Annotated in this window: 13 protein-coding genes and 1 tRNA gene; 6 read left to right on the top strand and 8 right to left on the bottom strand. The window is 60.9% G+C overall.

Annotation, left to right across the window (positions count from 1 at the left end; all coding sequences use genetic code 11):
* Positions 1 to 299 precede the first annotated feature (299 nt).
* Positions 300 to 1,967 (top strand): HD-GYP domain-containing protein, encoded by a 1,668-nt coding sequence (locus ACYQ2I_RS16235; protein ID WP_460168082.1) that lies wholly within the window; start codon positions 300 to 302, stop codon positions 1,965 to 1,967.
* Positions 1,968 to 2,172: 205 nt separating this feature from the next.
* On the opposite strand, the gene ACYQ2I_RS16240 is transcribed toward ACYQ2I_RS16235, so the two are convergent.
* A tRNA-Gln gene (locus ACYQ2I_RS16240) sits at positions 2,173 to 2,243 on the bottom strand.
* A gap of 542 nt (positions 2,244 to 2,785) precedes the next feature.
* Between ACYQ2I_RS16240 and ACYQ2I_RS16245 the strand changes: the two genes are divergently transcribed.
* Positions 2,786 to 3,427 carry an RNA polymerase sigma factor gene (locus tag ACYQ2I_RS16245; RefSeq protein ID WP_460168083.1) on the top strand — a complete coding sequence of 214 codons (642 nt, stop codon included), beginning with the start codon at positions 2,786 to 2,788 and terminating at the stop codon, positions 3,425 to 3,427.
* Between the two features lie 84 nt (positions 3,428 to 3,511).
* On the opposite strand, the gene ACYQ2I_RS16250 is transcribed toward ACYQ2I_RS16245, so the two are convergent.
* A complete protein-coding gene (locus ACYQ2I_RS16250; protein WP_460168084.1) occupies positions 3,512 to 4,465 on the bottom strand; it encodes a hypothetical protein in 954 nt (317 codons plus the stop codon).
* Positions 4,466 to 4,498: 33 nt separating this feature from the next.
* On the bottom strand, positions 4,499 to 5,110 hold the full coding sequence (locus ACYQ2I_RS16255) for a hypothetical protein (RefSeq protein WP_460168085.1): 612 nt from the start codon (positions 5,108 to 5,110) through the stop codon (positions 4,499 to 4,501).
* A 495-nt stretch (positions 5,111 to 5,605) separates the two neighbouring features.
* On the opposite strand from ACYQ2I_RS16255, the gene uvrA reads away from it, so the two are divergent.
* On the top strand, positions 5,606 to 12,730 hold the full coding sequence (uvrA, locus tag ACYQ2I_RS16260; RefSeq protein ID WP_460168086.1) for an excinuclease ABC subunit UvrA: 7,125 nt from the start codon (positions 5,606 to 5,608) through the stop codon (positions 12,728 to 12,730).
* Between the two features lie 61 nt (positions 12,731 to 12,791).
* On the top strand, positions 12,792 to 13,448 hold the full coding sequence (locus tag ACYQ2I_RS16265; protein ID WP_460168087.1) for a DOMON domain-containing protein: 657 nt from the start codon (positions 12,792 to 12,794) through the stop codon (positions 13,446 to 13,448).
* Here the strand turns inward: ACYQ2I_RS16265 and ACYQ2I_RS16270 are convergent.
* From ACYQ2I_RS16270 to ACYQ2I_RS16290, 5 genes are all read right to left on the bottom strand, one after another.
* Complete coding sequence (locus ACYQ2I_RS16270; RefSeq protein ID WP_460168088.1) at positions 13,364 to 14,014, bottom strand: HYExAFE family protein; 651 nt, start codon at positions 14,012 to 14,014, stop codon at positions 13,364 to 13,366. The genes ACYQ2I_RS16265 and ACYQ2I_RS16270 overlap by 85 nt on opposite strands.
* A 115-nt stretch (positions 14,015 to 14,129) precedes the next feature.
* Positions 14,130 to 16,337 (bottom strand): heavy metal translocating P-type ATPase, encoded by a 2,208-nt coding sequence (locus tag ACYQ2I_RS16275; RefSeq protein WP_460168089.1) that lies wholly within the window; start codon positions 16,335 to 16,337, stop codon positions 14,130 to 14,132.
* Between the two features lie 96 nt (positions 16,338 to 16,433).
* Positions 16,434 to 17,507 carry a P-loop NTPase family protein gene (locus ACYQ2I_RS16280; protein ID WP_460168090.1) on the bottom strand — a complete coding sequence of 358 codons (1,074 nt, stop codon included), beginning with the start codon at positions 17,505 to 17,507 and terminating at the stop codon, positions 16,434 to 16,436.
* Positions 17,508 to 17,569: 62 nt separating this feature from the next.
* Complete coding sequence (locus tag ACYQ2I_RS16285; RefSeq protein WP_460168091.1) at positions 17,570 to 19,456, bottom strand: ExeA family protein; 1,887 nt, start codon at positions 19,454 to 19,456, stop codon at positions 17,570 to 17,572.
* A gap of 78 nt (positions 19,457 to 19,534) precedes the next feature.
* A complete protein-coding gene (locus tag ACYQ2I_RS16290; RefSeq protein ID WP_460168092.1) occupies positions 19,535 to 20,932 on the bottom strand; it encodes a hypothetical protein in 1,398 nt (465 codons plus the stop codon).
* 659 nt (positions 20,933 to 21,591) lie between these two features.
* Here ACYQ2I_RS16290 and ACYQ2I_RS16295 point away from each other — a divergent pair.
* Both ACYQ2I_RS16295 and ahcY read left to right on the top strand, forming a co-directional pair.
* Complete coding sequence (locus ACYQ2I_RS16295; RefSeq protein ID WP_460168093.1) at positions 21,592 to 22,251, top strand: phosphoribosylanthranilate isomerase; 660 nt, start codon at positions 21,592 to 21,594, stop codon at positions 22,249 to 22,251.
* Between the two features lie 358 nt (positions 22,252 to 22,609).
* Positions 22,610 to 23,926 carry an adenosylhomocysteinase gene (ahcY, locus tag ACYQ2I_RS16300; RefSeq protein WP_460168094.1) on the top strand — a complete coding sequence of 439 codons (1,317 nt, stop codon included), beginning with the start codon at positions 22,610 to 22,612 and terminating at the stop codon, positions 23,924 to 23,926.
* Positions 23,927 to 24,080: the final 154 nt, after the last annotated feature.

The following is a 24,080-nucleotide window of genomic DNA, read 5'->3' on the forward strand; positions in this document are numbered from 1 at the left end:
TCAACAATCACCACGATCCGCACAGACAGTTTTACCTTCCTTGCGCAATCGACAAACACAACATCTTCGATTGTGGAAACCTCGGCCCGGGTGTGGAAGGGTTCCCTCGGATTTGCCCCCCCGTTTGCGCGAGGTAGAGTTACGAGGACAAACTTTTTGGGTTACAGAACATAGAAAAGTCCCCTCGACCGAGGAACCGATCCCTCGCGTTCGACGCTTCCGACTCCCGCTGCTTTGCGGCTGCGGGAATGCCTAAGAACGAGTCGACTTCCCAATCACGTCACATGAAGTGGGCGACCATGAACGAGAACTCTCTCGAAGCACTGAAACGAGCGACGGCCTCCACCGTACGACAAGCTGCGGCCGTTACCCCGACGCACGCACTGCATGAAGTCTTGCAGCAAACCTTCGGCACGCCGTTCGTCTTTGTCGATCCGAAAGGGCGGGAAGCCTTCCGCGTGCCCGAGACGTTGCCCGACCTGGATTGGGAAATGCTGCAAACCGTGTGTCGCAGCTTCGCATCGCGGCAATTTCCCGAAATCGCCTGGGAAGTCGATCCGATCGCCGTCTTGGCGATTCCTTTGATGCCCGAAGACGGAACCAACGGCGATACCGTGGTCGCCTTGGCGCCGTTCGTGACGCGCTTGGTCCAACCGCAGGAAACATTGACCGAGGCCGCGCAGGAAACCGGCGCCGATCCCGATCGCTTGACGGCCTGGGCCGTACGGCAAACACCTTGGTCGCCCCAGTCTTTGTTGAGCGTCGCTGCGTTGGTTCTCGACCGAAACCGGTTGCGACGTCAGATCGCCCAACTTCACCTCGAAAGCGACGAATTGTCGAATCACCTGGCATCGACGTACGAAGAAATCAGCCTCCTTCATCGCCTTACGAACAATCTGCGCATTTCCAAGAACCACCGCGAATTGACGGCGATGGCCTTGGAATGGCTGGAAGAAGTCATCCCGGCCGAAGGATTGGCCGGTCTCCTTTTCCCGAAGGCCTATCACCCCGGCGACCAATGCCCCGACGCCGAGCCGATCCTGATCTCGCGGGGCGAATTTTCGCTCGATACCGAGTCGATCCTTCAATTGGCCGAAATGTTCGACGTGCAAAGCGCCGGCAAGCCGGTCGTCCGCAACACGCCGGCGAACAGTGCAATTCGCTTGAGTTGCGGCGATGTGCGTCAACTAGTCGCCGTGGCGATTTGTGAAGGAGAAAAGCTGTTCGGATACTTGGCCGTGGCGAACCACCGCGAAGGCCTGGAATTCGGCAGCGTCGAGGGCAACTTGATGCAGTCGGTCGCCACGATCATCGGCATTCACAGCGGCAACTTGGTATTGTACCGTGAACAAGCCGACCTGCTCGAAGGCGTTATTCGGGCGCTGACCTCGGCGATCGACGCCAAAGACGAATATACTTGCGGCCACAGCGATCGGGTGGCACGCATGTCGGTTCGCTTGGCCATGGAATTGGGATATTCCCAAGAAAGCCTGCCCGATATCTACCTGGCCGGCTTATTGCACGACATCGGCAAGATCGGCGTCGTCGATGCCGTTCTCCGCAAGCCGGGCAAGCTCGACGACGACGAATTCGAACACATCAAGCGGCATCCCACGATCGGCCACCGCATCTTGTGCCGACTCAAGAAACTCGAAGACATCCTCCCAGGCATTCTGCACCATCATGAATCGTGGGACGGTCGCGGCTACCCGGACCGGCTCGCCGGCGATGAAATCCCCATGCTCGCCCGAATCGTCGCCGTGGCCGATTCGTACGACGCCATGTCGAGCAATCGTCCCTATCGGAACCGGCTTCCCGAAGAAAAGATCGACGAAATCTTTCGCTCGAACTCGGGACGCCAATGGGACCCGCAAGTGGTCGAAGCGTTCTTCCGAGCCCGGGCCGACATGGCCCGCATCGCCGACGGTGACGAAGACGCCTTCCGGCCGCAACTCTACCAGAGCTGAAAGCGGTCGGACAAGCAAGCCTCGCCGTCACAGAGATACCAGTCGGATGGGCCGTGCTGAAATCGCCGACGCAACCAAAGGCATGTCGTCATGCCGCCGCGCCCCGGCCGATGTGCCTCCCCGTCCGCCGCGATCGCCGGACCGGCACTTTGCTCATCCCGCTCAATGAACGCGCCTCCCCCATCTCACCGGCGCAAAAGAAAAGCTACCCGGCCAGGACTCGAACCTGGAACGAGGGAGCCAAAATCCCTTGTGTTACCATTACACCACCGGGTAGCGCGGAGCCCAAACTCCTTCGCGGTTACCCCTCGATAGCGGGAGAAACAAGGCTTCCCCGCTTGAGCAACCACAAGATAATCTAGGCCGACGAAGCAATTACGACAAGGGGGATTCCCCTTTCAGGATCGGTTGTCACGACAAGAATCCGATCGTTTTCTGCTTACTGCAAAGCCCCTCCCTTTTCGATATTTTGCCGCCTCCCAATTCTGTGCATTTTAATCCCCCGAAATTCGATCGACCTTGCCAAGCGCGGGGTTTATTTGGTAAGGGAACCCTGCATTGGTCCGAGAGCAGGCAATCCCGAGCTTTCGGGCGGGGTAGGATGCCGGGGACAGTCCTCCGGTGAGGTCGATCGGGCAATCTCACCGGTAGGCCGCTCCCCACCGTCAGGTGGTCATTTTCCTTGCCGCGTGTCGAGCAATTCGCGTACAATCATTGATAGCGAAGGGACTTGCGGGCCGGTATCGACCAAAGCTTCTCCCCCTTTTCGAATTCTTTCGGCAAGCGGGAACGCCCCTTCGCGAGCAAACTCGGGACCGGTGACGCTTGGATCGCTCGGCACGGCGGCCTCGGCCAGGCGACTGTCGGCCCTATGCGAGGGTGAAATCGTGGTCTTGTCGGAAATCGATCGACACTTGTTGCAGCGCTGCCTCGAACGCAAACCGCGCGCGTGGGAAGACTTCGTCGATCGTTTCTTGGGGTTGGTGGTGCACGTCGTGAACCATTCGGCCCAGGCCCGCAGCATTCGACTGACCGACGCCGACCGCGACGACCTTTGCGCCGAGGTCTTCTTGACCTTGGTCCGCGACGATTTTGCCGTCTTGCGTCATTTCCGCGGCCAATGCAGTTTGGCGACCTATTTGACGGTCGTTGCCCGGCGTGTGGTCGTTCGTGAACTGTTGCGTCGAAACAAAGCGCCTGCCGGCTTGAGCGACGCTGCTTTGGATCGCACCGCAGGCCACGGTGCACCCGAGCGGCGGATCGAGAACCGCGAAGAAGTCGAACATCTCTTACGACGTTTGGATGGTCCCGAAGCCGTGATCGTCCGAATGTATCACCTCGAAGGTCGCAGCTACAAAGAGATCGCGCAGGAAGTCGGCCTTCCGGTGAACAGTATCGGTCCGATTCTTTCCCGCGCCCGGAGTCGCCTGCGTCGGCTCGGTTCTCAATCGACGCCGTAACCTCTCCATTCTTTCCAAGCTACGCACCTTGCCGACATGCGCGATGCGTCGGCGAGAAACGAGAAAGGCGTTCGACGCTCGCTCCTACCGAAGCGTGAACGCGGGGCGGCGTTCCTCCGATCGAGTAGCGGCCGCAGGAATCGCTTGGATCCGCGGATCGGAAAGATCGACCAACGGATAGCCCGCGTAATTCGGCATCGTCCACAAATGCGTCCGGTCGCCGACGACCCGGTTGATTTTCGCATTGCCGAGATTGATCAGCAGAGACAACTCGGAACGCGGGATCTCGATCTTGACTCGCCGCGGCAGCGTCAGTCCCGTGACGGGGTCGCGACGATGGTTCAAATTCGTAGCCGAGGCGATCAAGCGTCCGCTCTCGTCGTACAAGTGCTGAGCCGTCACCAAGCCGTACTTGGCGTCGACGAGCAAGACCTGGGTGAGCGGTCCTTCGGGGGAATCGATCCGGGAGCGAATCTCAAGCCGGTTGCCCGCCACCGGCACAGGTCCCGAAATGACCTTCGCCGGATCGATCTCGACCAACCCGAGCGCATCGATCAGGTATTCGGGATCGATGGGCACCAGTTGCCGCGCCGCAGAAGTGTAATACCGGTCATATCGGCAAAAGTACGTTGCCGGCGGCTCGTTCCGGCGCACCCAAAACCAAAACAGTTCGTCGTTACTGCCGACATCCAACTCCAAGCCGGTCAAACTCGTCTCCCCGAGAATCCGTAGTCGCCGCGGCCGCTCGAAGACGATTTGCGAACGCAAGGAAGGAAATCCGGGCCCCGAAATGCTCGCCTGGTCGGCCGTGAACGACTGAATTTGACGGGCATTCGTGTTGACGAAGTTCGCCACCTGTTCCAACGAGGGAGAAGGCGGCAAGGTCGGCCCTGTGTACGTTTCGACGGGCGGACGCAGATATTGGCACGCCGACACCAGCGGCAACAAAACCAACAACGCCGAAGCCAAGATTCTGTGCCCGCATTGCCGGGACTTCTCCGAAAGGCGGCCGGTCGTTCGTCTTGGGCTGTCGTCCATGACTCCCTCGCGTTTATTCGACAACGCGGCGAACTATTCCGTCGATTCGTCGGTCGTCGCGTCCTGGTCCGATTCCTCTGTCGAATCGTCGTCGGTCTCGTCGTCGGAAATGAATTCGTCGACGCCTTCGCCCTGAAGCAACTTCGTCAGTTCGTCTTGGATTTGGCGCACTCGCTCTTCAGCAGGATAGACGACGGGAATGTCCCACGTTCGATCCAGCCGCGGCGAGTAGACGGTCAAGATCTGCGAATCGCCTTCCCCGGCGCGTTCTTCTTCCCGCAACAACCGACGGCGAATCAAAAACAGCGCCAGCACGTAACGCATGTCGGCCCGATCGGGCCGATCGGCCAAAGCGTCCAACAGTCGCAACATGATGTCGGTGGGGGCCCAACGACGCCGTTTCGCGTTTTGCTCGGGCACCCGCGACTTCCACCATCCGACACAACCTTCGGGCGGTCCCTTCCAGGCTTCGGCCGAAAAATCGAGCCGCTTCCAGCCGTCACCGTCTTCCACCAGCGCAGCATAGTAGACCTCGCCGGGCGTCAATTCTCGCTCGGTGACGGCGCAGTGCCGCGTACATCGTCCGATTGGAAAATCGTCCATGCCCACCATCGTGTTCGCTTCGCCGGTTTGTCCCGACAGCACCTCGGACCGTTCCTTCGCCGTCGGGCCGCGAATCCTACCAAACCACGGCCGCCGACATCAAGAAAGCTTTTGGCGTAATACGCACAAGACACAAGAGATGCGCATAGTAGAGAACATGCGGACTTTTGAAGCCCGGAAAAAGCTCCGGCGTCGTTGGTCCGAACGAGCGTTCTTTCGCTCGCTTGTCGCTCTCGTGCGGCCGCCCCTATAATTGCGGGTTGGCACTTTTTGGATCATTTCCCCCATGAACCGCTTTTCATCAGGCACGGAGGCTCATGACGCACGCCCCCGGAACGTGCGACGGTCGAATCGTCTCGGTCGTCGAGTCTCTCCGTGTGTGCAGCCGGGCGAAACCGAGCTCCAGGAGCGGATTTCCACGCTCGCAGGGGCCAATCTTTGCCTGCAAACTTTCCCTAAAATCACCAAAGACACTGCCCGACCAGGGCCGCCAATTTTGACATATCCGCCGAATCGGCAAATAGATACGACAACCCTATGAGCGTACCCGACATTCACGTCCACGGCGCCCGCGAACACAACCTCCGGAACGTCGATCTCGTCTTGCCGCGCCACTCGCTCGTGTGTCTGACGGGTGTCAGCGGTTCGGGCAAGAGCTCGTTGGCGTTCGACACGTTGTATGCAGAGGGGCAACGCCGTTACGTCGAAAGCCTTTCGACGTTCGCGCGGCAGTTTCTCGGCCAGATGCCCAAACCGAACGTCGACCGGATCGACGGACTAAGCCCCTCGATCTCGATTGCCCAGAAAACGGCAGGACAAAACCCGCGTTCCACCGTCGGAACGATCACCGAGATCTACGATTACCTGCGTATCTTGTACGCGCGGGTAGGCACGGGATATTGCCCCGATTGTCAGCTTCCGATCAGCTCGCAAACGCGACAGCAAATCGTCGAACAAATCCTGGAACAGGCCGGCGGCAAGCAGGTGTTGATACTGGCCCCGGTCGTGCGCGGCCAAAAGGGCGAATTCCGCGATATGTTCGCCGACCTGCGGAAACAAGGTTACGCCCGGGCACGGGTCGACGGCGACATCCTCAAACTCGACGACGAGATTCCCCTCGACCGCAATATGCGGCACCACGTCGAAGTGGTCGTCGATCGCGTGCGGATCGGTCCGACGGGCCGAGCCCGCTTGGCCGAAGCAGTGGAAAGCGCCCTCCGCTTGAGCGAGGGCGAAGTGCTCGTCGTTTTTCACGAACAACCGGAAGGCGACGCCGGTTCTGCCGCAGAACTTCGTTTTTCGTCGGAGTATGCCTGCCCGTCGTGCCGGAAGAGTTTCGATCCGCCCAGTCCGCAACTGTTCAGTTTCAACAGCCCCGAAGGCATGTGCCACGAATGCAACGGGCTGGGGCGCGTTCACACCTTCGCGCCCGATCGGTTGATTCCCGATCCGTCACGATCCTTCCAACAGGGCTGCATCGAACCGCTCGGCACCTGGAAAGAAATGGGCCGCTGGAAGCGGCATATCTTTCGAGGCGTCGCAGAAAAACTCGAAAAGGACTACGGCCTGGAGCCGGGTACCGTCCTCGAAACCGCGTGGGAAGAACTTCCCGAGGAGATCCGGCACAAACTGCTGTGGGGCACCGGCGACGATCACATCACGTTTACCTGGCGGGCCGGTCCGTCGGGTCGCAAATGGGGTGGAAAGTACGCCGGCATCATCCCTCAACTTCTCGACCGATACCACGGCACGCGAAGCCGTATCCATCGTCGCTATTTCGAAAAATACATGGATGTGATCTCGTGCCCCGCCTGCGGCGGGAAACGACTCAACCGCCGCGCCTGCGCCGTGAAGCTGCGAACGGCCTCACCCAAGTTCGACGACCGGCCCGAGCTTTCGTTGCCCGAGGTCGTCGCCCTGGCCGTCAGCGATGCCGCCGAATTCTTCGCCGCGCTCGAGACCGACGCCATCGGCGAAAAGATTGCGGCCGAACCGCTCAAAGAAATCCGCGGCCGACTTCAATTTCTCCGCAACGTGGGACTCGATTATCTCACCCTGGACCGCTCGGCACCGACGCTTTCCGGCGGTGAGATGCAGCGGATTCGACTGGCCGGACAAATCGGCTGCGGCCTGGTGGGGGTCTTGTACATCCTCGACGAACCGTCGATCGGATTGCATCCGCGCGACAACGATCGGTTGCTCGAAACACTGGCCCGGTTGCGCGACCAGGGCAATACGGTTGTCGTCGTGGAACACGATGAAGACACGATGCGGGCGGCCGACTTTCTCGTCGACTTCGGGCCCGGCCCGGGCGTCCGCGGGGGCGAAGTCGTCGCCGCCGGACCGCTGGAAAACATCCTCAACGAAAAACGAAGTATCACCGGCCGTTACCTGTCCGGCGAGCGGGAGATTCCCGTTCCCTCCCAGCGACGAGCGGGCAACGGTCACAAGCTGGTCATTCGCGGTGCCGCGCAAAACAACCTCAAGAATATCGACGTCGAATTTCCGTTGGGGACGTTCATCTGCATCACCGGGGTATCGGGATCGGGCAAGAGCTCACTGGTCAACGACATCCTGGTCGAAGTCCTCCGCCGCGACCTGAACCACGGGAACGGGACGCCCGGTAAACATCGCGGCATCGAAGGGCTGGAACACCTCGACAAGATGATCGCGATCGACCAATCGCCCATCGGACGCACCCCGCGATCGAACCCGGCCACATACATCAAGTTGTTCGACGAAATTCGCCGCTGGTACGCCATGCTTCCCGACGCGAAGGCCCGCGGCTACAAGCCGGGGCGATTCAGCTTCAACGTGGCCGGAGGCCGCTGCGAAGCCTGCGAAGGGAACGGGGCGACGAAACTGGAAATGGACTTTTTGGCAGACGTATGGGTCACCTGTCCCGTCTGTGACGGAAAACGTTTCAACCGCGAAACGCTTCAGGTCCGTTACCGCGGCAAGTCGATCGCCGACGTGCTCGAAATGGATGTGCAAGAGGCACTCGAACACTTCGAACACGTGCCCCCGGTGGTGCGCAAACTGAAAACGCTGCACGACGTCGGCCTGGACTACATCAAACTGGGACAACCGTCACCCACACTTTCCGGCGGCGAAGCGCAGCGCGTCAAACTCGCCCGCGAGCTGGTCAAAATCAGCACCGGCCGAACGATCTATCTGCTCGACGAGCCGACCACGGGCCTTCATTTCGCCGATATTGAATTGTTGCTCAAAGTGTTGCACGGTTTCGTCGAAGCCGGCAACACGGTGGTCGTCGTCGAACACAATATCGACGTCATCAAGACCGCCGATTGGATCATCGACTTAGGCCCCGAAGGCGGCGATCGCGGGGGGCGCATCGTCGCCGCCGGAACGCCGGAAGACGTGGCGCGGTGCACCGAGTCGCACACCGGCCGCGTACTGGCAAAGGTTCTGGCCGGCAAAACTCTCCCCGGCTCGACCGCTTCGAAGCAGCCGAAAAACGGTAAGCCGAAGCACCCTCGCAAGAAAAACGCGGTGCACAAAGCGATCGTCGTGCGAGGAGCATCGGAGCACAACCTTAAGAGTATCGACGTCAAGATTCCGCGCGACCGCATGACGGTCTGCTGTGGGCCCAGCGGATCGGGCAAGAGTTCGCTGGCGATGGATACCGTCTACGCCGAGGGCCAACGCCGCTACGTGGAAAGTCTCAGCGCCTACGCCCGTCAGTTCGTCGGCCAGATGCAAAAACCTCGCATCGATCATATCGAAGGACTGTCGCCGGCGGTCGCCATCGAGCAGAAACGCGCCGGAGGAACACCGCGTTCGACGGTGGGTACGATTACCGAAATCTACGATTATTTCCGCATCCTCATGGCGCGACTGGGCCAACCGTATTGCCCCAATTGCGACATTCCCATCGGCACGCAAACGACCGACGAAATCGTCGCCAAGGTATGTGATCACCCCGAAGGGACGCGATTGTTCCTGGCTTCGCCGGTCGAAGTTCATGTGGGTGAAAAGTACGAAGACCTCTGGGATGAACTACGGGCATCGGGATACGCCCGCGTGCGCATCGACGGAATTACCTATTCGCTCGATGAAGTCCCCCCGATGGATCGACGACGGCGTCACGAGGTTCAAGTGATCGTCGATCGGTTGGTCATCCGAAAAGACAACCGCGCCCGCATCGCGCAGAGTCTCGAAACGGCCCTCGACTTGGGAAAAGGCGTTGTTCACGTGGTGTATCCGCAAGACGACAAGCCCGAAAAGCATTGGCCGGTCGCCGTTCACAGCATGCACTACGCATGCGATTCGTGCGGCGAGAGTTTCGAGCAGTTGTCGCCGAACAACTTTTCGTTCAACAGCCCGCTGGGTTGGTGCCCCGCGTGTGAAGGGCTGGGCGTGCAACGGGGTGAGAACGCCTCGTTCTTGATTCGAAATCCCGAACGATCCCTCGACGAAGGCGCCGTACACCTTTGGCCCGCCGACCGATCGCCGTTGGCCCGCGCGATGTTGTGGGCCTTTTGTCGAGAGACCGGAATCCCGCACGACATACCGTTCCGCGAACTTGACGCCCGGCATCGCCGAATAATCTTTCACGGTGCCGACGATCGTGAGTTCGTCGTCCCGCGTGCCTTGCTGACGGCGGCCGAAGCGGGCAAGTATCCGACGGATGCTCGCGTTTTTCATGCAACCGCCTCGCGAAACCCTGAGGTGTGCCGCTTCAGTTACGAAGGAATCAACACGGCGCTGACAAACGCCTCGCGAATGTCGAATCGTGTCCGCTCGCTGCTCGGCGACATCATGGACGAGGTCGAATGCTCGTTGTGCTACGGAAGTCGCCTGCGGGCGGATGCGGCCGCCGTACGCTTCCGCGGTCGCACGATCGACGGTTGGTGTCGCCTGCCGCTGCGGCGGCTGTTGGAAGAGGTTGAAAGCTGGCAACTCGACTCCCGCGAACAATCGATTGCCGGAGACGTCGTTCGCGAAATCCTCGATCGCACGCGGTTCTTGGTCGACGTGGGTCTCGATTATCTGACGCTCAATCGTCCGGCGCCGACGCTTTCCGGCGGCGAATCGCAGCGTATCCGGCTGGCGGCGCAAGTGGGCAGCGGGCTGTGCGGCGTGCTGTACGTTTTGGACGAACCGACGATCGGACTCCATCCCCGCGACAACCGCCGGTTGCTCAACGCCTTGAAGAAATTGCGGGACCTGGGCAATACCTTACTCCTGGTAGAACACGACCGAGAGGTCATCGCCGCGGCCGATCATGTGCTCGACTTCGGCCCCAAGGCCGGACATGCCGGAGGCGAAATCGTCGCGCACGGCACGCCTGAAGCGATCGCGAAGAAACGCAAGTCGGTCACCGGCCCCTACTTGGTCGGCAAGAAAGCAATTCCTATCCCCGAAAATCGCCGTATGCCGCACCTGACCGAAGCGGCCGCAACGGCGTCGAGTCAAAAGAAAAAGAAGACCACCTTCGGGCCCTTCGTGCACCGGGCCGACCGTTCGAAGATCGTGCCTCCCGGCGGCGGTTGGCTCGAGATTCGCGGCGCCGCCCATCACAATTTGAAGGGCATCGACACGGCTATCCCGCTGGGTACCCTTACCGCCGTCACCGGCGTCAGCGGCAGTGGAAAAAGCTCGCTGGTCGAAGACATCCTCTACCAGGCACTCGCCCGACAACTTCATCGGGCGGGAACGACGCCGGGAGCACACGATGCCGTCTTGGGAATCGAGCTGATCAACAAGGTGATTCGTGTCGACCAACAACCGCTCGGCCAAACACCGACGTCGAACCCGGCCACCTTCACCGGCGTGTTCGACTTGATCCGGCAACTTTTCGCCCAATTACCCGAAGCGAAGATGCGGGGTTTTTCGGCCCGGCGATTCAGCTTCAACGTTCCCGGCGGACGTTGCGAGAAGTGCGAAGGCGCCGGCTATCGTAAGATCGAAATGCACTTCTTGCCCGACGTGTGGGTCGAATGTGACGCCTGCAAGGGCAAACGGTACGATGCTGAAACCTTGGCCGTCAAATACCACGGCCAAAGTATCGCCGACGTACTGGAAATGCCGTGTGCCCAAGCGTTGCGGCTGTTTGAAAACATTCCCAAGATCCGCCGCATCCTCCAACTCTTGTGCGACGTCGGGTTGGGCTACGTCCGCCTCGGTCAACCGTCGAATACTCTTTCCGGCGGCGAGGCACAACGCGTCAAACTGGCCGCCGAGTTGGCGCGTCCCGACACCGGCAAGACGCTGTACCTTCTCGACGAACCCACCACCGGGCTGCACTTTGAAGACCTCTCACGGTTGCTCGAGGTGTTGGCACGCCTGGTCGACCTGGGCAACACAGTCGTCGTAATCGAGCACAACTTGGACGTCATCAAAACCGCCGATTGGGTCATCGACCTGGGACCTGAAGCGGGCACCGAGGGCGGATACGTCGTCGCCTGCGGCACCCCCGAGGACATCCGTCGCCATGCCGACCGCTTCCGCGAAATGCGAAACGCATTCGACGGGAAACAGCGACGGAAAGCATCATCCGTCCGTTTCTTGAACGATGCCGAAACGATCGCCGAAGTCCCCGAAGTCGGCACCGTCTTCTATTCGTACACCGGTGAAGCTCTCGCTCCGGTTCTCGACGCCGGACCTTACGTGGAACGCAAGAAATACGATCCCGAGACCGAAGCGAAACGCCGCGAAGGCGACCTCGACATCGAGGAAGTCGGTGCCGAAATTCCCATGCCTTGGGAAACGGACGGCCGCCGATGGCACACCGAGTTGCGAACGAGTCGCTCGGGCGAAGAAGTCCGCTGGGACGGTCGCGCGCTTGCTGCGGTCGTCGATTACATCGACGCCACCGACCGTTTCAGTCCCGTCGATTGGAATTCGCAGACGATCGTCGAGATTCGCGCCAAGAAAAAATCGGCCGGTTGGTTCTTCCACGCCATCACCGGCGAGCGCTGGCTGCTGAAGATGAAGTTCCGTACGGCGCGGAACACCTTCGACGCCAAAGAGTTGATCGAACAGCTCGACCTGAAACCGCTCAACGAAATGCCCGACTTGCCGTTGTACGGCCGCGAACCGCGCACGCACGTGACGAATCGGTCGCCGTGGCAAGAAATCGAATTGCGAGTCCACTCGTTCGCCGAAATCGATCGCCCCGAATTCTGGTCGTTCTTGGATCGCGCGATGGACGGATTCTTGCGCGTCGTCGAAAAGGCCGAAACGAATCCGCAAGACCTGCTCCCCTGGAAAGCACTCGGCAAGAAATGGCACACTCTCGATCGAGGGTTTCCCGCGGGCACGTCGCGGCGTTGGAAACCCGAACTCTTGGACCGGCTCTGCGAGTTGCTGTTGGAAGTCGTACCGAACAGCCGCGTTGGTTGGAAAAACAAAGTCACCGTACCGTTCATCCATCCCGAAACGGGGACCGCTTGGGCGATCTTGCACACGAAACGACCGAACGCCCTGCGGCTGGTCTTACCGGTCCCCAAGAATCGCATCACGCAAGGTCGCATCTTGTCGATCGGCCGATCGCCGTCGATCGACGGTTCACGAGCCGACCTCGATCACGTCCGTCTGCGATTCAAAACCCTTGCCGACGTGAACCCGACCGAACTGTCGGCATTGCTCAAGGAATGCGCCGAAGCCCAATTCGATCGTCCTGACCGGAAGAAGTGACCTCGCTTTGTGTTCGTATGAAATCCCACGCACGCGATGAGATTCCCGGAGAATGGTTCCGATGCTCGACGATTTGATTCCCGGCCGGTTGTTGTTTCGTTGGACGTTTCCCGTCCGCCGACACGACACCCTTTGGACCGAAACGGGAACACCTCTGCGCGACGAGGACATCTTGCCGAACACGTCGGCAATCGACGGTCGCCGCTCGTTTGCCGACGTTGCGGTCGGCTGGAACCCTTCGGGATTGGCCGTTCGATTGACGGTGACCGGCAAGAAACAGTCGCCTTGGTGTCGGCGCAGCCGTATCGAAGACAGCGACGGCTTACACCTTTGGATCGACACGCGCGGCGTGCGCGACGTCCACCGGGCCTCACGGTTTTGCCATCGGTTCGTCATCCTGCCGTTCGGCGGCGGTGCCGACGAAAAATCGCCTGTGCGGGCGGCCGTGCCGATCCCGCGTGCGCAGGGCACCCCGCATCCCCGACGTCCCGATGCCGTGCACTGTCGTTCCCGACTCCTGGATAAGGGGTATCGGCTCGACATCTACTTCGAAGCCGACGCACTCACCGGTTACGATCCCGAAGAGCATCCCCGGCTGGGATTCAACTACCTGGTCGTCGATCGTGAACTCGGTCACCAAACGCTATCGGTCGACTCGCCGTCATTACCGTTTGCTTCCGATCCCAGTTTATGGGCGGGACTCGAATTGGTCTCCTGAGCTGGACACGCATTCGGCAACACCCCTGTTGCATCGGGCCGCCTGAGCTCGGGCGAGATTCCCAGCAATTCCCATACGGGGCGTACCATCCGCCGAAATTCACGACGCGGCACGGCAACCGTTTGCCAACTGGGCGAAATCTCGACGGCTTTTTGCCGATAGACGGCCAGCTCGACCCCCACGAAGGCATACAACCGCTGCTGATGCTCGAACAATTGTTCGGCAGGCAAGGGGGAGCGATCTTTCACCAGGTGATACGCGAAGACGAACAACCCGGCAAAGCCGGGACCGAACAGCTTTTCCCAACGGTCGAGCGAAACGAGGTCCTCCTCGAACGCCCAATTTCGCCAATAGTCGGAACCGCGAGGCCCCGAAGGAAAACGGCGTCCTTTGACGTCGACCAGCCAGTTGACGCCTTTAGCCGTGACGACGAAATCGAGACTCTTGATCGACTGATCCGCTTCGCACAGGCTGCGTTTGGCCTCGTCGACGGCGATATAAGGCACGCGGTAGTGCCGTAAGAACGCCTCGAATGCCGCCTCGTAGTGATTGGCTCGATCCGCCATTGACATTGCCCCCGATCGGGCGATCCGCATCGCGCCGCTTGCGAATCGGCACCCATTCTTGCCGACCGTCCCGCCGCTTCCAAGGTGCAAGACGTCGGCCGCTCGCGCATCGCCGTCAACGAAATCGTCGCAAGCGCAGGCTGTTCGTCACCACGCTGACGCTGCTGGCCGCCATGGCGCCCGCCGCTGCGGCCGGCGGAATTCCGACGCCCCACAGCGGAATCAATACCCCGGCGGCACACGGAATCAAAATCACGTTGTACACCAGCGCCCAGGCAAGATTTTGCCGGATGATCCGCAACGTTCGCCTGCCCAAGCGCACGAACCGAACGACCGCTCGCAAATCGTTTTCGGCCAGCACCACGTCGGCCGATTCGACGGCCACGTCGGCGCCTGTGCCGATCGCAATGCCGACGCTCGCCTCGGCCAGTGCCGCGGCATCGTTGATTCCATCGCCGACCATCGCGACCGGTGTACCGGCTTCTTGCAGTTTTCGTACTACGGCGTGTTTTTGCTCGGGCGTGCGTTCAGCATCCCATTCGAGAATGCCCAATTCCTCGGCCACGCGTTCGGCGACGGGGCGTCTATCGCCGGTAACCATACGGACACGCAGCCCCTCTGCCCGCAATTGCGAGACGGCCTCGCGACTCGTTTCCGAAACGACATCTTCGAGAACGATCCGCCCCAAACGCCGCTCACCCAACGCCACGTGAACGACCAAACGGCCTTCGATCTCGGCGGTCGCCGTCTCGAACTCGCCGATTTCGCCGACGAGCAACTCGCGGGTACCGACCAGAAGTCGCTTTCCGCGCCACGTTCCGCAGACCCCCTTTCCCGGCTCGATGCGAAGGTCGCGGGCCGGCTCGACGGCAACGTTTTGCTCGCGGGCCGCCGCCAGAATTGCTGCGGCCGTCGGATGGCCGGAGCCCGCTTCGGCTGCGGCCGCCGCTGCCAACAATTCGGCTTCGGTCACTCCCGTCGCCAGCGACACTTCACAAACGACCGGTTTGCCCAACGTGAGCGTGCCGGTCTTGTCGAGCACGACGACTTCGACGCGGGTGATCGCCTCGAGCGCAGCCCCGTCTTTGACCAAGATCCCGAAACGGGCTGCCGTCCCGCTTGCCGCGACCACGGCCGTCGGCGTCGCCAATCCCAAGGCACACGGACACGCGATCACCAGCACGGCCACCAAGCTGCGCAGCGCCGTGGGCCAATCACCGGCAATTCCCCATGTCGCGAATGCCCCGAATGCAATCAACAAAACGACCGGCACGAACCATGCCGTCACCCGATCGGCGAGCCGAGCGATCGGCGGTTTCGAGGCCTGCGCCTGCTCGACCAGTTGCACGACGCGGGCCAGCATCGTCTCGTCGCTACGCCGCAACACACGACAAGTCAGCGCGGCATTGCCGTTGACCGTGCCCGCCAACACCAAGTCGCCGGGGCCTTTCGCCACGGGCATCGACTCGCCGGTAAGCCACGATTCATCGACTTCCGAGGTACCGTCGAGAACCACGGCATCCAACGGAATGCGCTCGCCCTGGCGGACGATTATCGTCTCGTCGATCCCGACCTCAACAAGCGGCACTTCCGCCGCTTGGCCGGCACGAACGACGACGGCCGTTTCCGGCGCGAGCTCGACCAGGGCTCGAATGGCATCCGTCGTTTTTCCGCGGGCGTAATGTTCGAGAAACTTGCCCAGCGTGACAAACGTGATAATCATCGACGCGTCGAGAAAATACATCCGACCGTGCCATTCGACGTGAAACGCCGGATCGATGATCGATCGGACGAGCACGACCACACCTGCCGAAAACGCCGTCAGGGTTCCCAACGCGATCAGCGTGTCCATGTTCAGGCCGCCGCGCACGAGCGATCGTGCCGCTCCGCGCAAGTACGGGTACCCGATGACGAACTGAATGATGCCGGCGAGTATGCATTGCGCCCCGAGCAGCCAGCGACCGTGCAAGATGCCGATGTAACTGCCTGCAATCAACAGGATCAAGAGCAACGCCGAAAGATAGAAACGCTGCTTCCAGGCGAGCGTCTCTTCTTCTTGACGGACGAACAACTCGTCGGGTGAATCACCGCCCGTTTCGATAATCGAAGCCTTGTACCCCGCCGACGCGATCGCGTCGATCAACGGTTGCGGATCGTCGATCTCGCCTTCCACGACCGCCTCGGAGGTAACCAGGTTCACCGAAGCCGCGCGCACGCCGGGCACGTGTTCGAGCGCTCGTTGCGCCCGGGCGACGCACCCCGCACAGTGCATTCCTTCGATGCGCAAACGGATCGATGCGCGGGCATCCGAAGCTACGGTCATCGGCAGGCATCCTCGCAGAAAGCAAACGGACCATCCGCGTCCATTCTATGCCGCGCCGAAGACGAGAGAAACCGCCGGTGCCTTCCCGCCGGTCGATTACCGCCCAAAGATCATGATCACCGATACGCAACAGGCCGATTGTTTGCGCAGGCGTTTCATCTCGCGGGCGAGTTCCCGCCGGCCGCAACAACCGCTTTCGCACCACGGAAAGACAAGGTCGGCCTGCGCTGCCAGCCGTGCCGCAATTCCGTCGGAAGGCGGCGGCAAGGTGATAAGCGTTACGTGAAATTTGTCGCGCCAACGGGCGTAGAGTTCCTCGGCGTCGACCCACTGCGGAAGCGAGAGATCGGCTCCGGGCAACGGTCCGCCGGGCAAAAAGGTAACGCCTTCGATCCCGCTGAACATCGCCGGATCGGACCACGGCATCGCGCCCAGCACGACATCGCCGAAGGCGTGCCACGACAGACAATCCAACCGCCGTGTGAGCGCGTTCTCCCGGTAATCACCGTCGACGAGCAGGACTTCGCCGTTCAGCCGGGCCTGCAATTCGACCGCAACGGCCGGAAGAATCTCCCTGCCGTCGCTCTGCCCCATTCGCGGCAACGCGACCACCGCCGGCCCGATCGACGCTGCGGCTCCGCAAACGGCGTCGGCGACGGAAATCGCCTCGTGACGATATCGCCGCGCCATCGTGTGGAATCGCATGCGAAAGAGACGTACTTCGTGCGCCACCGCCGGAGTGAACGTATCGGCCGCCAGTTGCAATCGAGCTTGCGGCTTGCGAGTCGATCGCTCTGTGATCGCAACCGACTCGGGTGCAGCGTCCGATTCCTCTTCCTCCGACGATTCAAAGGCGTTTTCGACGTGGAAAGGGGAATGGATCGGTTGCGGCCCGACATCGTCGCTACCCATTACCGCATCGGCCGCGGAAACGGCGGCAGCCAGATCGAACGGGCCGTTCGGAACGACTTCTTCCGCTTCATCAGTTCTGAGAGAAGAAACGTCTTGTTCCGCTTCCTCTTGCGAGTCGGAAGCCACGGTGCCGGTTCGTTCGGCATCTTGCTCGACGGAGCTGTTCTCTTGCGAAGCCGGCGACGCAACCTCGCCCGCCTCGGACGTCTGCCGCGTCTTCTTCTCCAATCGTTGCAGGGCATCGAGCATCTTGCTCATCGTGTTCACCTACACTACTTCCAGCGCGGCGCGGCTTGCGGTGCAAACGTCCTCACCGCACGTCAACTGATTCGCCTGAGCCTCGAAAACAAGCGACCGAACTCGCGACGTCGCACCGCACGCTTCCCGGCGGGAAAGCGATCATCGTCTTCGACATTCGCAACGATACGCAACACGCGGGCACGCTCCTCGGCGGCGTCCTCCGACCGCCGTTCCGATGCCTCTTTTTCGGAAGCGGCGTTCCGGTCCGATTCCTTTGTGTCGGCTCGTGCGACCGGAGCAACCTCTTGCGACACTTGGCCGATCTCCGGCACGTCCAACGACGTGAATTCGGCCAACGGTTCGACCGGCGCCAACGTGTCGAGCGACTCGCCGCCGACGGTGTCATCGCCATCGCCGAGCGTCGGTGTCGATGCCGACACGCACACAGCGTCCAACGGCAAATCGCCCGCTACCGGACCGACCGTCATCTCGACCGGCGCGAAGTCCGAAACCTCACTTGCCACGATCGACGGCTCAGCAGGCGTCTTTACAGTGGGCGGCGCCGGCGCGTGCTCTGCAAGCGGCATCGACTGTCCGTCGACCGCTTCAGACGGTGCCTTCGCACGCGTCTTCACGACAGGATTCGGCACATGTGAAACGGCGCCGGAATCTTCGGGCGTTCCTGCTGCGGTCCGATCCGTGCCGCGAACGGCGACGGGCACTTCTTCCTCGAACTGTTCCTCGAACGGGTTTCCCCAATCTTCGAAGATGACCTCCAACTCGCTGTGGCGTTCGTGGGATTCCGGCTCGTAATCCTCTTGGAGCGATTCGATCGCCGCTTCGGCCATCTCGAGCCGTTCAGTAGGTGTCGCCGCGACGAACTCCTCGTGGGCCGTGCGCGTCGGCGACACCGGCGGATCGACCTCCGCAAGATCGGTAGACGGCTCATCGGCGGACGCATGGGAGGCGTCGTCCTCGTCGTCGAGGCTCCCGAATTCGACGACCGCGGCCGATTCTTCTTCGATCACCTGTTCAACGCGTTCCGAGGCGGTCTCCAGCGTCTCGTCGAAGTCGTCCTGCAAGCTGCCGAACTCGATCGTCGAAGCGCTTCCGCCGGTCGATGCCGAAGAAGACGGCGCCGCTTCGTGAAACGGCGTAGGAAGCTGCTGGAGATCGGCCCATGCCCACTCGACCGCGTGGCGAGAAACGGATTCCATTCCTTCGGCGAACGCCGTCACCAGGGCGTGATCGGCAAGTTGATTGATAAGCCGCGGAACGCCGCCGGTCGCCTGATAGATCGCTTCGACAGCCTCGCCGGGAAACACACGTGCACCGTCGCCGCCGGCTGCGTCGACCTGGCCGCGAACGTACGCTTTCGTCTCGGCAAAACTCAGCGCGTCGAGGTAGCAGCGAGCGGTGATCCGCTGACTGAAGGCTTCCAAACGGGGCGACGCAAGCCTTTCTTCCAAGGCCGATCCCCCGGCCAACACCATGCGCACGCGAGGCTGGTCGTCGACCGTCAAGTTCAGCAACAAACGCAATTCTTCCAGCACACGTTGCGGGAGCGTGTGTGCCTCGTCGACGATCACCAGCACGGCCTCGTACTCGAACGGTCGGCGCGTCAAATACGCATCGAGCGCCAATCGCAACTCGCCGTCGTCCATCCCGCGATAAGGCTGCCCCAGTGCGAACAACAAGGCCTGTAACAGAAGCCGCGGTCGGCCCAAGCGTCCGCCTGCCAGATGACAAATTTCCATCCGATCGCGAAATTGCTCGATCAACAGGCGACACAACAGGCTTTTTCCGGTCCCCGTCGGGCCGACCACCAATCCGACGCCTTCGGCGCGGGCGATCGTCCGCGTCAATCGCTCGAGCGCCTCGTCGAACGGTTCGACCAGCACGTACAAATCGCAATCGCACGCCGCCGGAAAAGGTCGACGTTGAAAACCGAAATGTTCTTCGTACATCGGTACTCCGTTACCCCTGTCGGTTCCTTCCTTGGTTTCGTCGACGGGGAGGCATTCCCCCGGTCTCGACGCTTTCGGCTATCGGACGATTCGGATCGTCGTCCGCCGGTCGGCATCCTCGTCGCCTTGCGGCACGACATCGACGACCGGCAATCCGGAAGCCTGCTCGGCCTCACGCACGCTCGCTACCACGCGGTCCCGGGTAAGCAGCAGCCACATCATGGCCGCCCCGGCAGCACAGATGATCCCGATCAACAAGGCGGTCGTAATCCGGTGGACGGGTACGTCGGCGTCGGCGGTGGACTCGAAAACGACATGTGCCGTAGAAACCGGCACTAGTCGCAAGCCTTCGACGGCCCGCAACCGCAACCATGCTTCCGATTCGGCCAGTTTTGCTTCTCGCCATCGGGCTTCTTGCCCGGCTGATAGCTCACGAAATTGATCATAACGGCATGTGGCCGTCCAGAGCGAACGACCGTGTTCCCGCAGATCGTCGAAATTTGGGGCCTCGGCCTGGGAAACGATCTGTGATCGCATTTCGTCGGTTTGCGTACCGGGAGCCGGCGTCATGATGCGCGGCTTGTCGGACGACGCGTTCGCTTCGCCGATTTGTCGGAGGATCGCCGCACGTCGGACCTCCAATCCGGCGATGTCGTGGTCCAATCGGATGATATCCGGATGTTGCTCGGTAAAAGTCGCCGATTTTGCCGCACGTTCTTCGCGCAGGGCCATCAACCGGTTTTCGATTTCGTGAAGCTCACGTCTTGCGAGATCGCTTTGCGGATCGATTGTTCGCCGCGCGCGACCGAACAACGACGATCCCCACTGGGCCCCTACCGGCGGCGCCGGCTGTTGAGCGGTCAAATCGGAAGGATTCAGCAAGGCGAGACGCCGCCCCGATTCGCGAATCTCCTGGAAAAAGCCGTTCAAGAACCGATCGCACAAGGCCCGCGTCTGATACAATTGCCGTTCCGCCGCCAAGGCGTCCTCGTGGCGATTTGCGTAATCGTGATAACGATCCGACTGCATGCGTTGCAATTGGTCGCGGACGACCTGTTCGATTGCAAGAATCCGACCGGGCGCAAGCGATTGCCGCGCTCGGACGGTCAGGCATCCGTCGCTCGGCCCCAGCGAAAGCGTCACATCGGCGTCCAACCCCTGTTCGGCCAAAGCCGTCTCCAAGTCTACCGCGAGCTGCCGAAGAGCCTCGTGTGCCCGCTCGCGCAGTGCTTCATGAAGACGTGCCCCCTCGTCAGAAACCGCAACCGCCGGGTTGGCCGCCCGGTCGTCACCGCGCCATTCGATCCTCATCGCAGGAGACGTTTCCGCCCGCATCACCTCGCGAGTCGACGGCGCGGCGTCGTTCGCCGTCGGTCGGAGCAGCCACCCGCCGCAAGAGATCGCAAAGACGACGAGGGCGCTCACCAAGGCCCCCGGCCAATGGAGTCGATCAAGATTCCCTCGGATGCGCGACATAGTCGTCAATCTCTTATCGGCGGCTCACGGCTCGGCAGCTCCAGTGCCCCGCACGTCTGGGGGATCGACGCCCGGTTGGGCAGGAGTACAATAATGTTTCTCCGAACTTCGATTCGGAACCGTTCGTCCGTCGAACGCCCCATCGAAAGGTCGGGATTACCAAAACTTTGCGGGCTGTCGACACCCTACGATCGTGCAGTTCGACGCAAAAAATGAATTCGTGACGACCTCCACGAAAACACGCAACGTAAAATTAGTTAGGTAAGTGGAACTACAAACTGAGAGCTTTTTCTCCCGTCGATGAGGACCACCGCACAACGGTTTGACTCGCCCCCTTAATATGGGTGGTCCATCATGAGCTTCCGCAATGGTGCATCCTTAACTCTCGCGCCGTCGGCGCACGCGCGATCGCCCGGAAGCCAACACTCCGGAAGTCGACATCGGTTCGGGGAGATCGGAACCTTTAAACGGATCCCACAGGAAAAACGGATTTTGCAGCCGGGAAGCGCCTCTCGCGCCGGCGAGGGTACTCCGCCGCGCCATTCCGAGTCGTCCCCTAAACCGGAAATCATTCCACCCAACACCGATCGATTTCCAAACGAACAGTATCGACACTCAACGAGCCAACATAGGCAATCTAGACAAGATCCAAGGCAAAAATGTTTCAGATCAAGGTCTGCGGGATTACCTCAGTTCGTGACGCGATCGACGCGGTCGAGGCCGGAGTGGACGCCATCGGCCTGAACTTCTATCCCCCCAGCCCGCGCTACGTGTCGCCCGAAACGGCGAAAGCAATCGTCGATTCCATCCCGCGGGACGTGATCACCGTCGGCATCTTCGTAAACGAACATCCCCCGACGATTCGGAAGATCGTGGCCGAGGTCGGTCTCGACGCCGTCCAACTGCACGGGGACGAATCCCCGGAAGCGATCACGCTGCTTCCCAACGTTCCGTATATCAAGGCGTTTCGAGTCGACGGGCGGGGATTACTGCCGATCGAAGAACAGCTTGCCAAACTGCACGAACAGGCCCGGCGACCACAGATGGTCTTGTTCGACGCGCGGACTCCGAAGAACTACGGCGGCACGGGCCAAACCTTCGATTGGCGAATCGCCGTCGAATTCACGAAGTTGCCCGCGATGCCTCCGTTGATCCTTGCCGGTGGGTTGAGCCCCGACAACGTGGCTGAAGCGATCCGCCTGGTCCATCCGAGGGCCGTCGACGTGGCCAGCGGCGTCGAAGAATCTCCCGGCCGCAAGTCTCGCGAAAAACTGTTCCAGTTTGTCGAGAATGCCCGCTCGGCGTGGATGGAGCCCTAGCTGCCTGCGTTCAGCACCCATTCGAGGGCCGAGCGGCACGGCACGACACCCCACGCGAGGATGTCTCGTGCGAACACCGAGGGGTTGCCAAAGGGGGATCGGTCCCTCTATCATGAGCCGGATAGTAGATCCGTCGATTAGTCGATTCACAAGAAGGGCGACCAGGTTTCGGCTCCCTTACCGACCGATCGCACAGGAAAGATTTCATCGCCGCACGACGGCAAACGAACGGGCAAGCGTCCAAAGGTTTCTCCTCATTTATCGGTAGCCCGCATCCTTGGCATATCACCCGAAGATCGTAAAGCACCCAATCGCAAGCTAACGTAGAGTCTTTTTCACAAGGCGAGGTAAAACGCCCATGGCGAACGTCGAAACGAAATTGCCGTACAAGGTGGCCGACATTTCATTGGCGGACTGGGGCCGCAAAGAAATCGAACTGGCCGAAAAAGAAATGCCGGGGTTGATGGCCCTGCGGCGCAAGTACGGCCCGCAAAAGCCGCTCAAGGGCGCCCGCATCGCGGGATGTCTGCACATGACGATCCAAACGGCGGTTCTCATCGAGACCCTGACCGAGCTCGGGGCCGAGGTCCAGTGGAGCAGTTGCAACAAGTTCTCGACGCAGGACCACGCGGCCGCCGCTATTGCGGCGACGGGCGTTCCCGTCTACGCCTGGAAAGGCGAAACCGACGAAGAATACGACTGGTGCATCGAACAAACGTTGATCTTCCCCGATGGTGAACCGTTGAACCTGATCGTCGACGACGGCGGCGATTTGACCGCGATGGTCCATAGCGAAAAGTATGCCCACCTGTTGCCGGGCATCCGCGGCCTGTCGGAAGAAACCACCACCGGCGTGCATCGCCTGTACCAAATGCATGCCCGCGGCGAGCTGAAGGTTCCCGCGATCAACGTCAACGACTCGGTCACCAAGAGCAAATTCGACAATCTCTACGGCTGCCGGGAATCGCTGGCCGACGGCATCAAACGCGCGACCGACATCATGGTGGCCGGTAAAATCGTCGTCGTGGCCGGTTACGGCGACGTGGGCAAAGGTTGTGCCCAGTCGATGCGATCGTACGGTGCGCGGGTGCTGATCACCGAGATCGACCCGATCTGCGCTCTGCAAGCCGCCATGGAAGGCTACGAGGTGACGACCATGGAAGAGGCCGCCCCGATCGGCGACATCTTCGTCACCGCGACCGGTTGCTGCGACGTCATCCGCGGCGAGCACATGCAGCAAATGAAAGACGGCGCCATCGTGTGCAACATCGGTCACTTCGACACCGAGATCGACGTGGCCTGGCTGGAAAACCAATCGGGCGCCAAGCGTGTCAACATCAAACCGCTGGTCGATCGGTACGTGTTCCCCGACGGGCACTCGGTCATCCTCTTGGCCGAAGGGCGCCTGGTGAATCTGGGGTGTGCCACCGGCCATCCCTCGTTCGTGATGTCGAACTCGTTCACGAACCAGGTGCTGGCGCAGATCGCCCTGTGGACGGAACCCGAAAAGTATCCGGTCGGCGTCCATTGCCTGCCCAAGAAGCTCGACGAAGAAGTCGCCCGCTTGCACCTGGAACAGCTTGGTGTGAAGCTCACCAAACTGACCCCCAAGCAGGCCGAGTACCTGGGTGTGCCGGTCGAAGGTCCGTTCAAACCTGATTTCTACCGGTACTGATTCCGCCTCGATCGACCGGCGTTTTCGATCGTCGATGCGTTCGGTCGCTTGAATCCGCCGCCGTGCGGTACCGCACAACGCCGACACGGCCGGACAGGTGCGTCTGTCCGGTCGTGCCGGTTTTTGAATTGGGTCTCGTCATTCGAAAACGAAT

The sequence above is a fragment of the Thermostilla marina genome, from assembly GCF_054657455.1.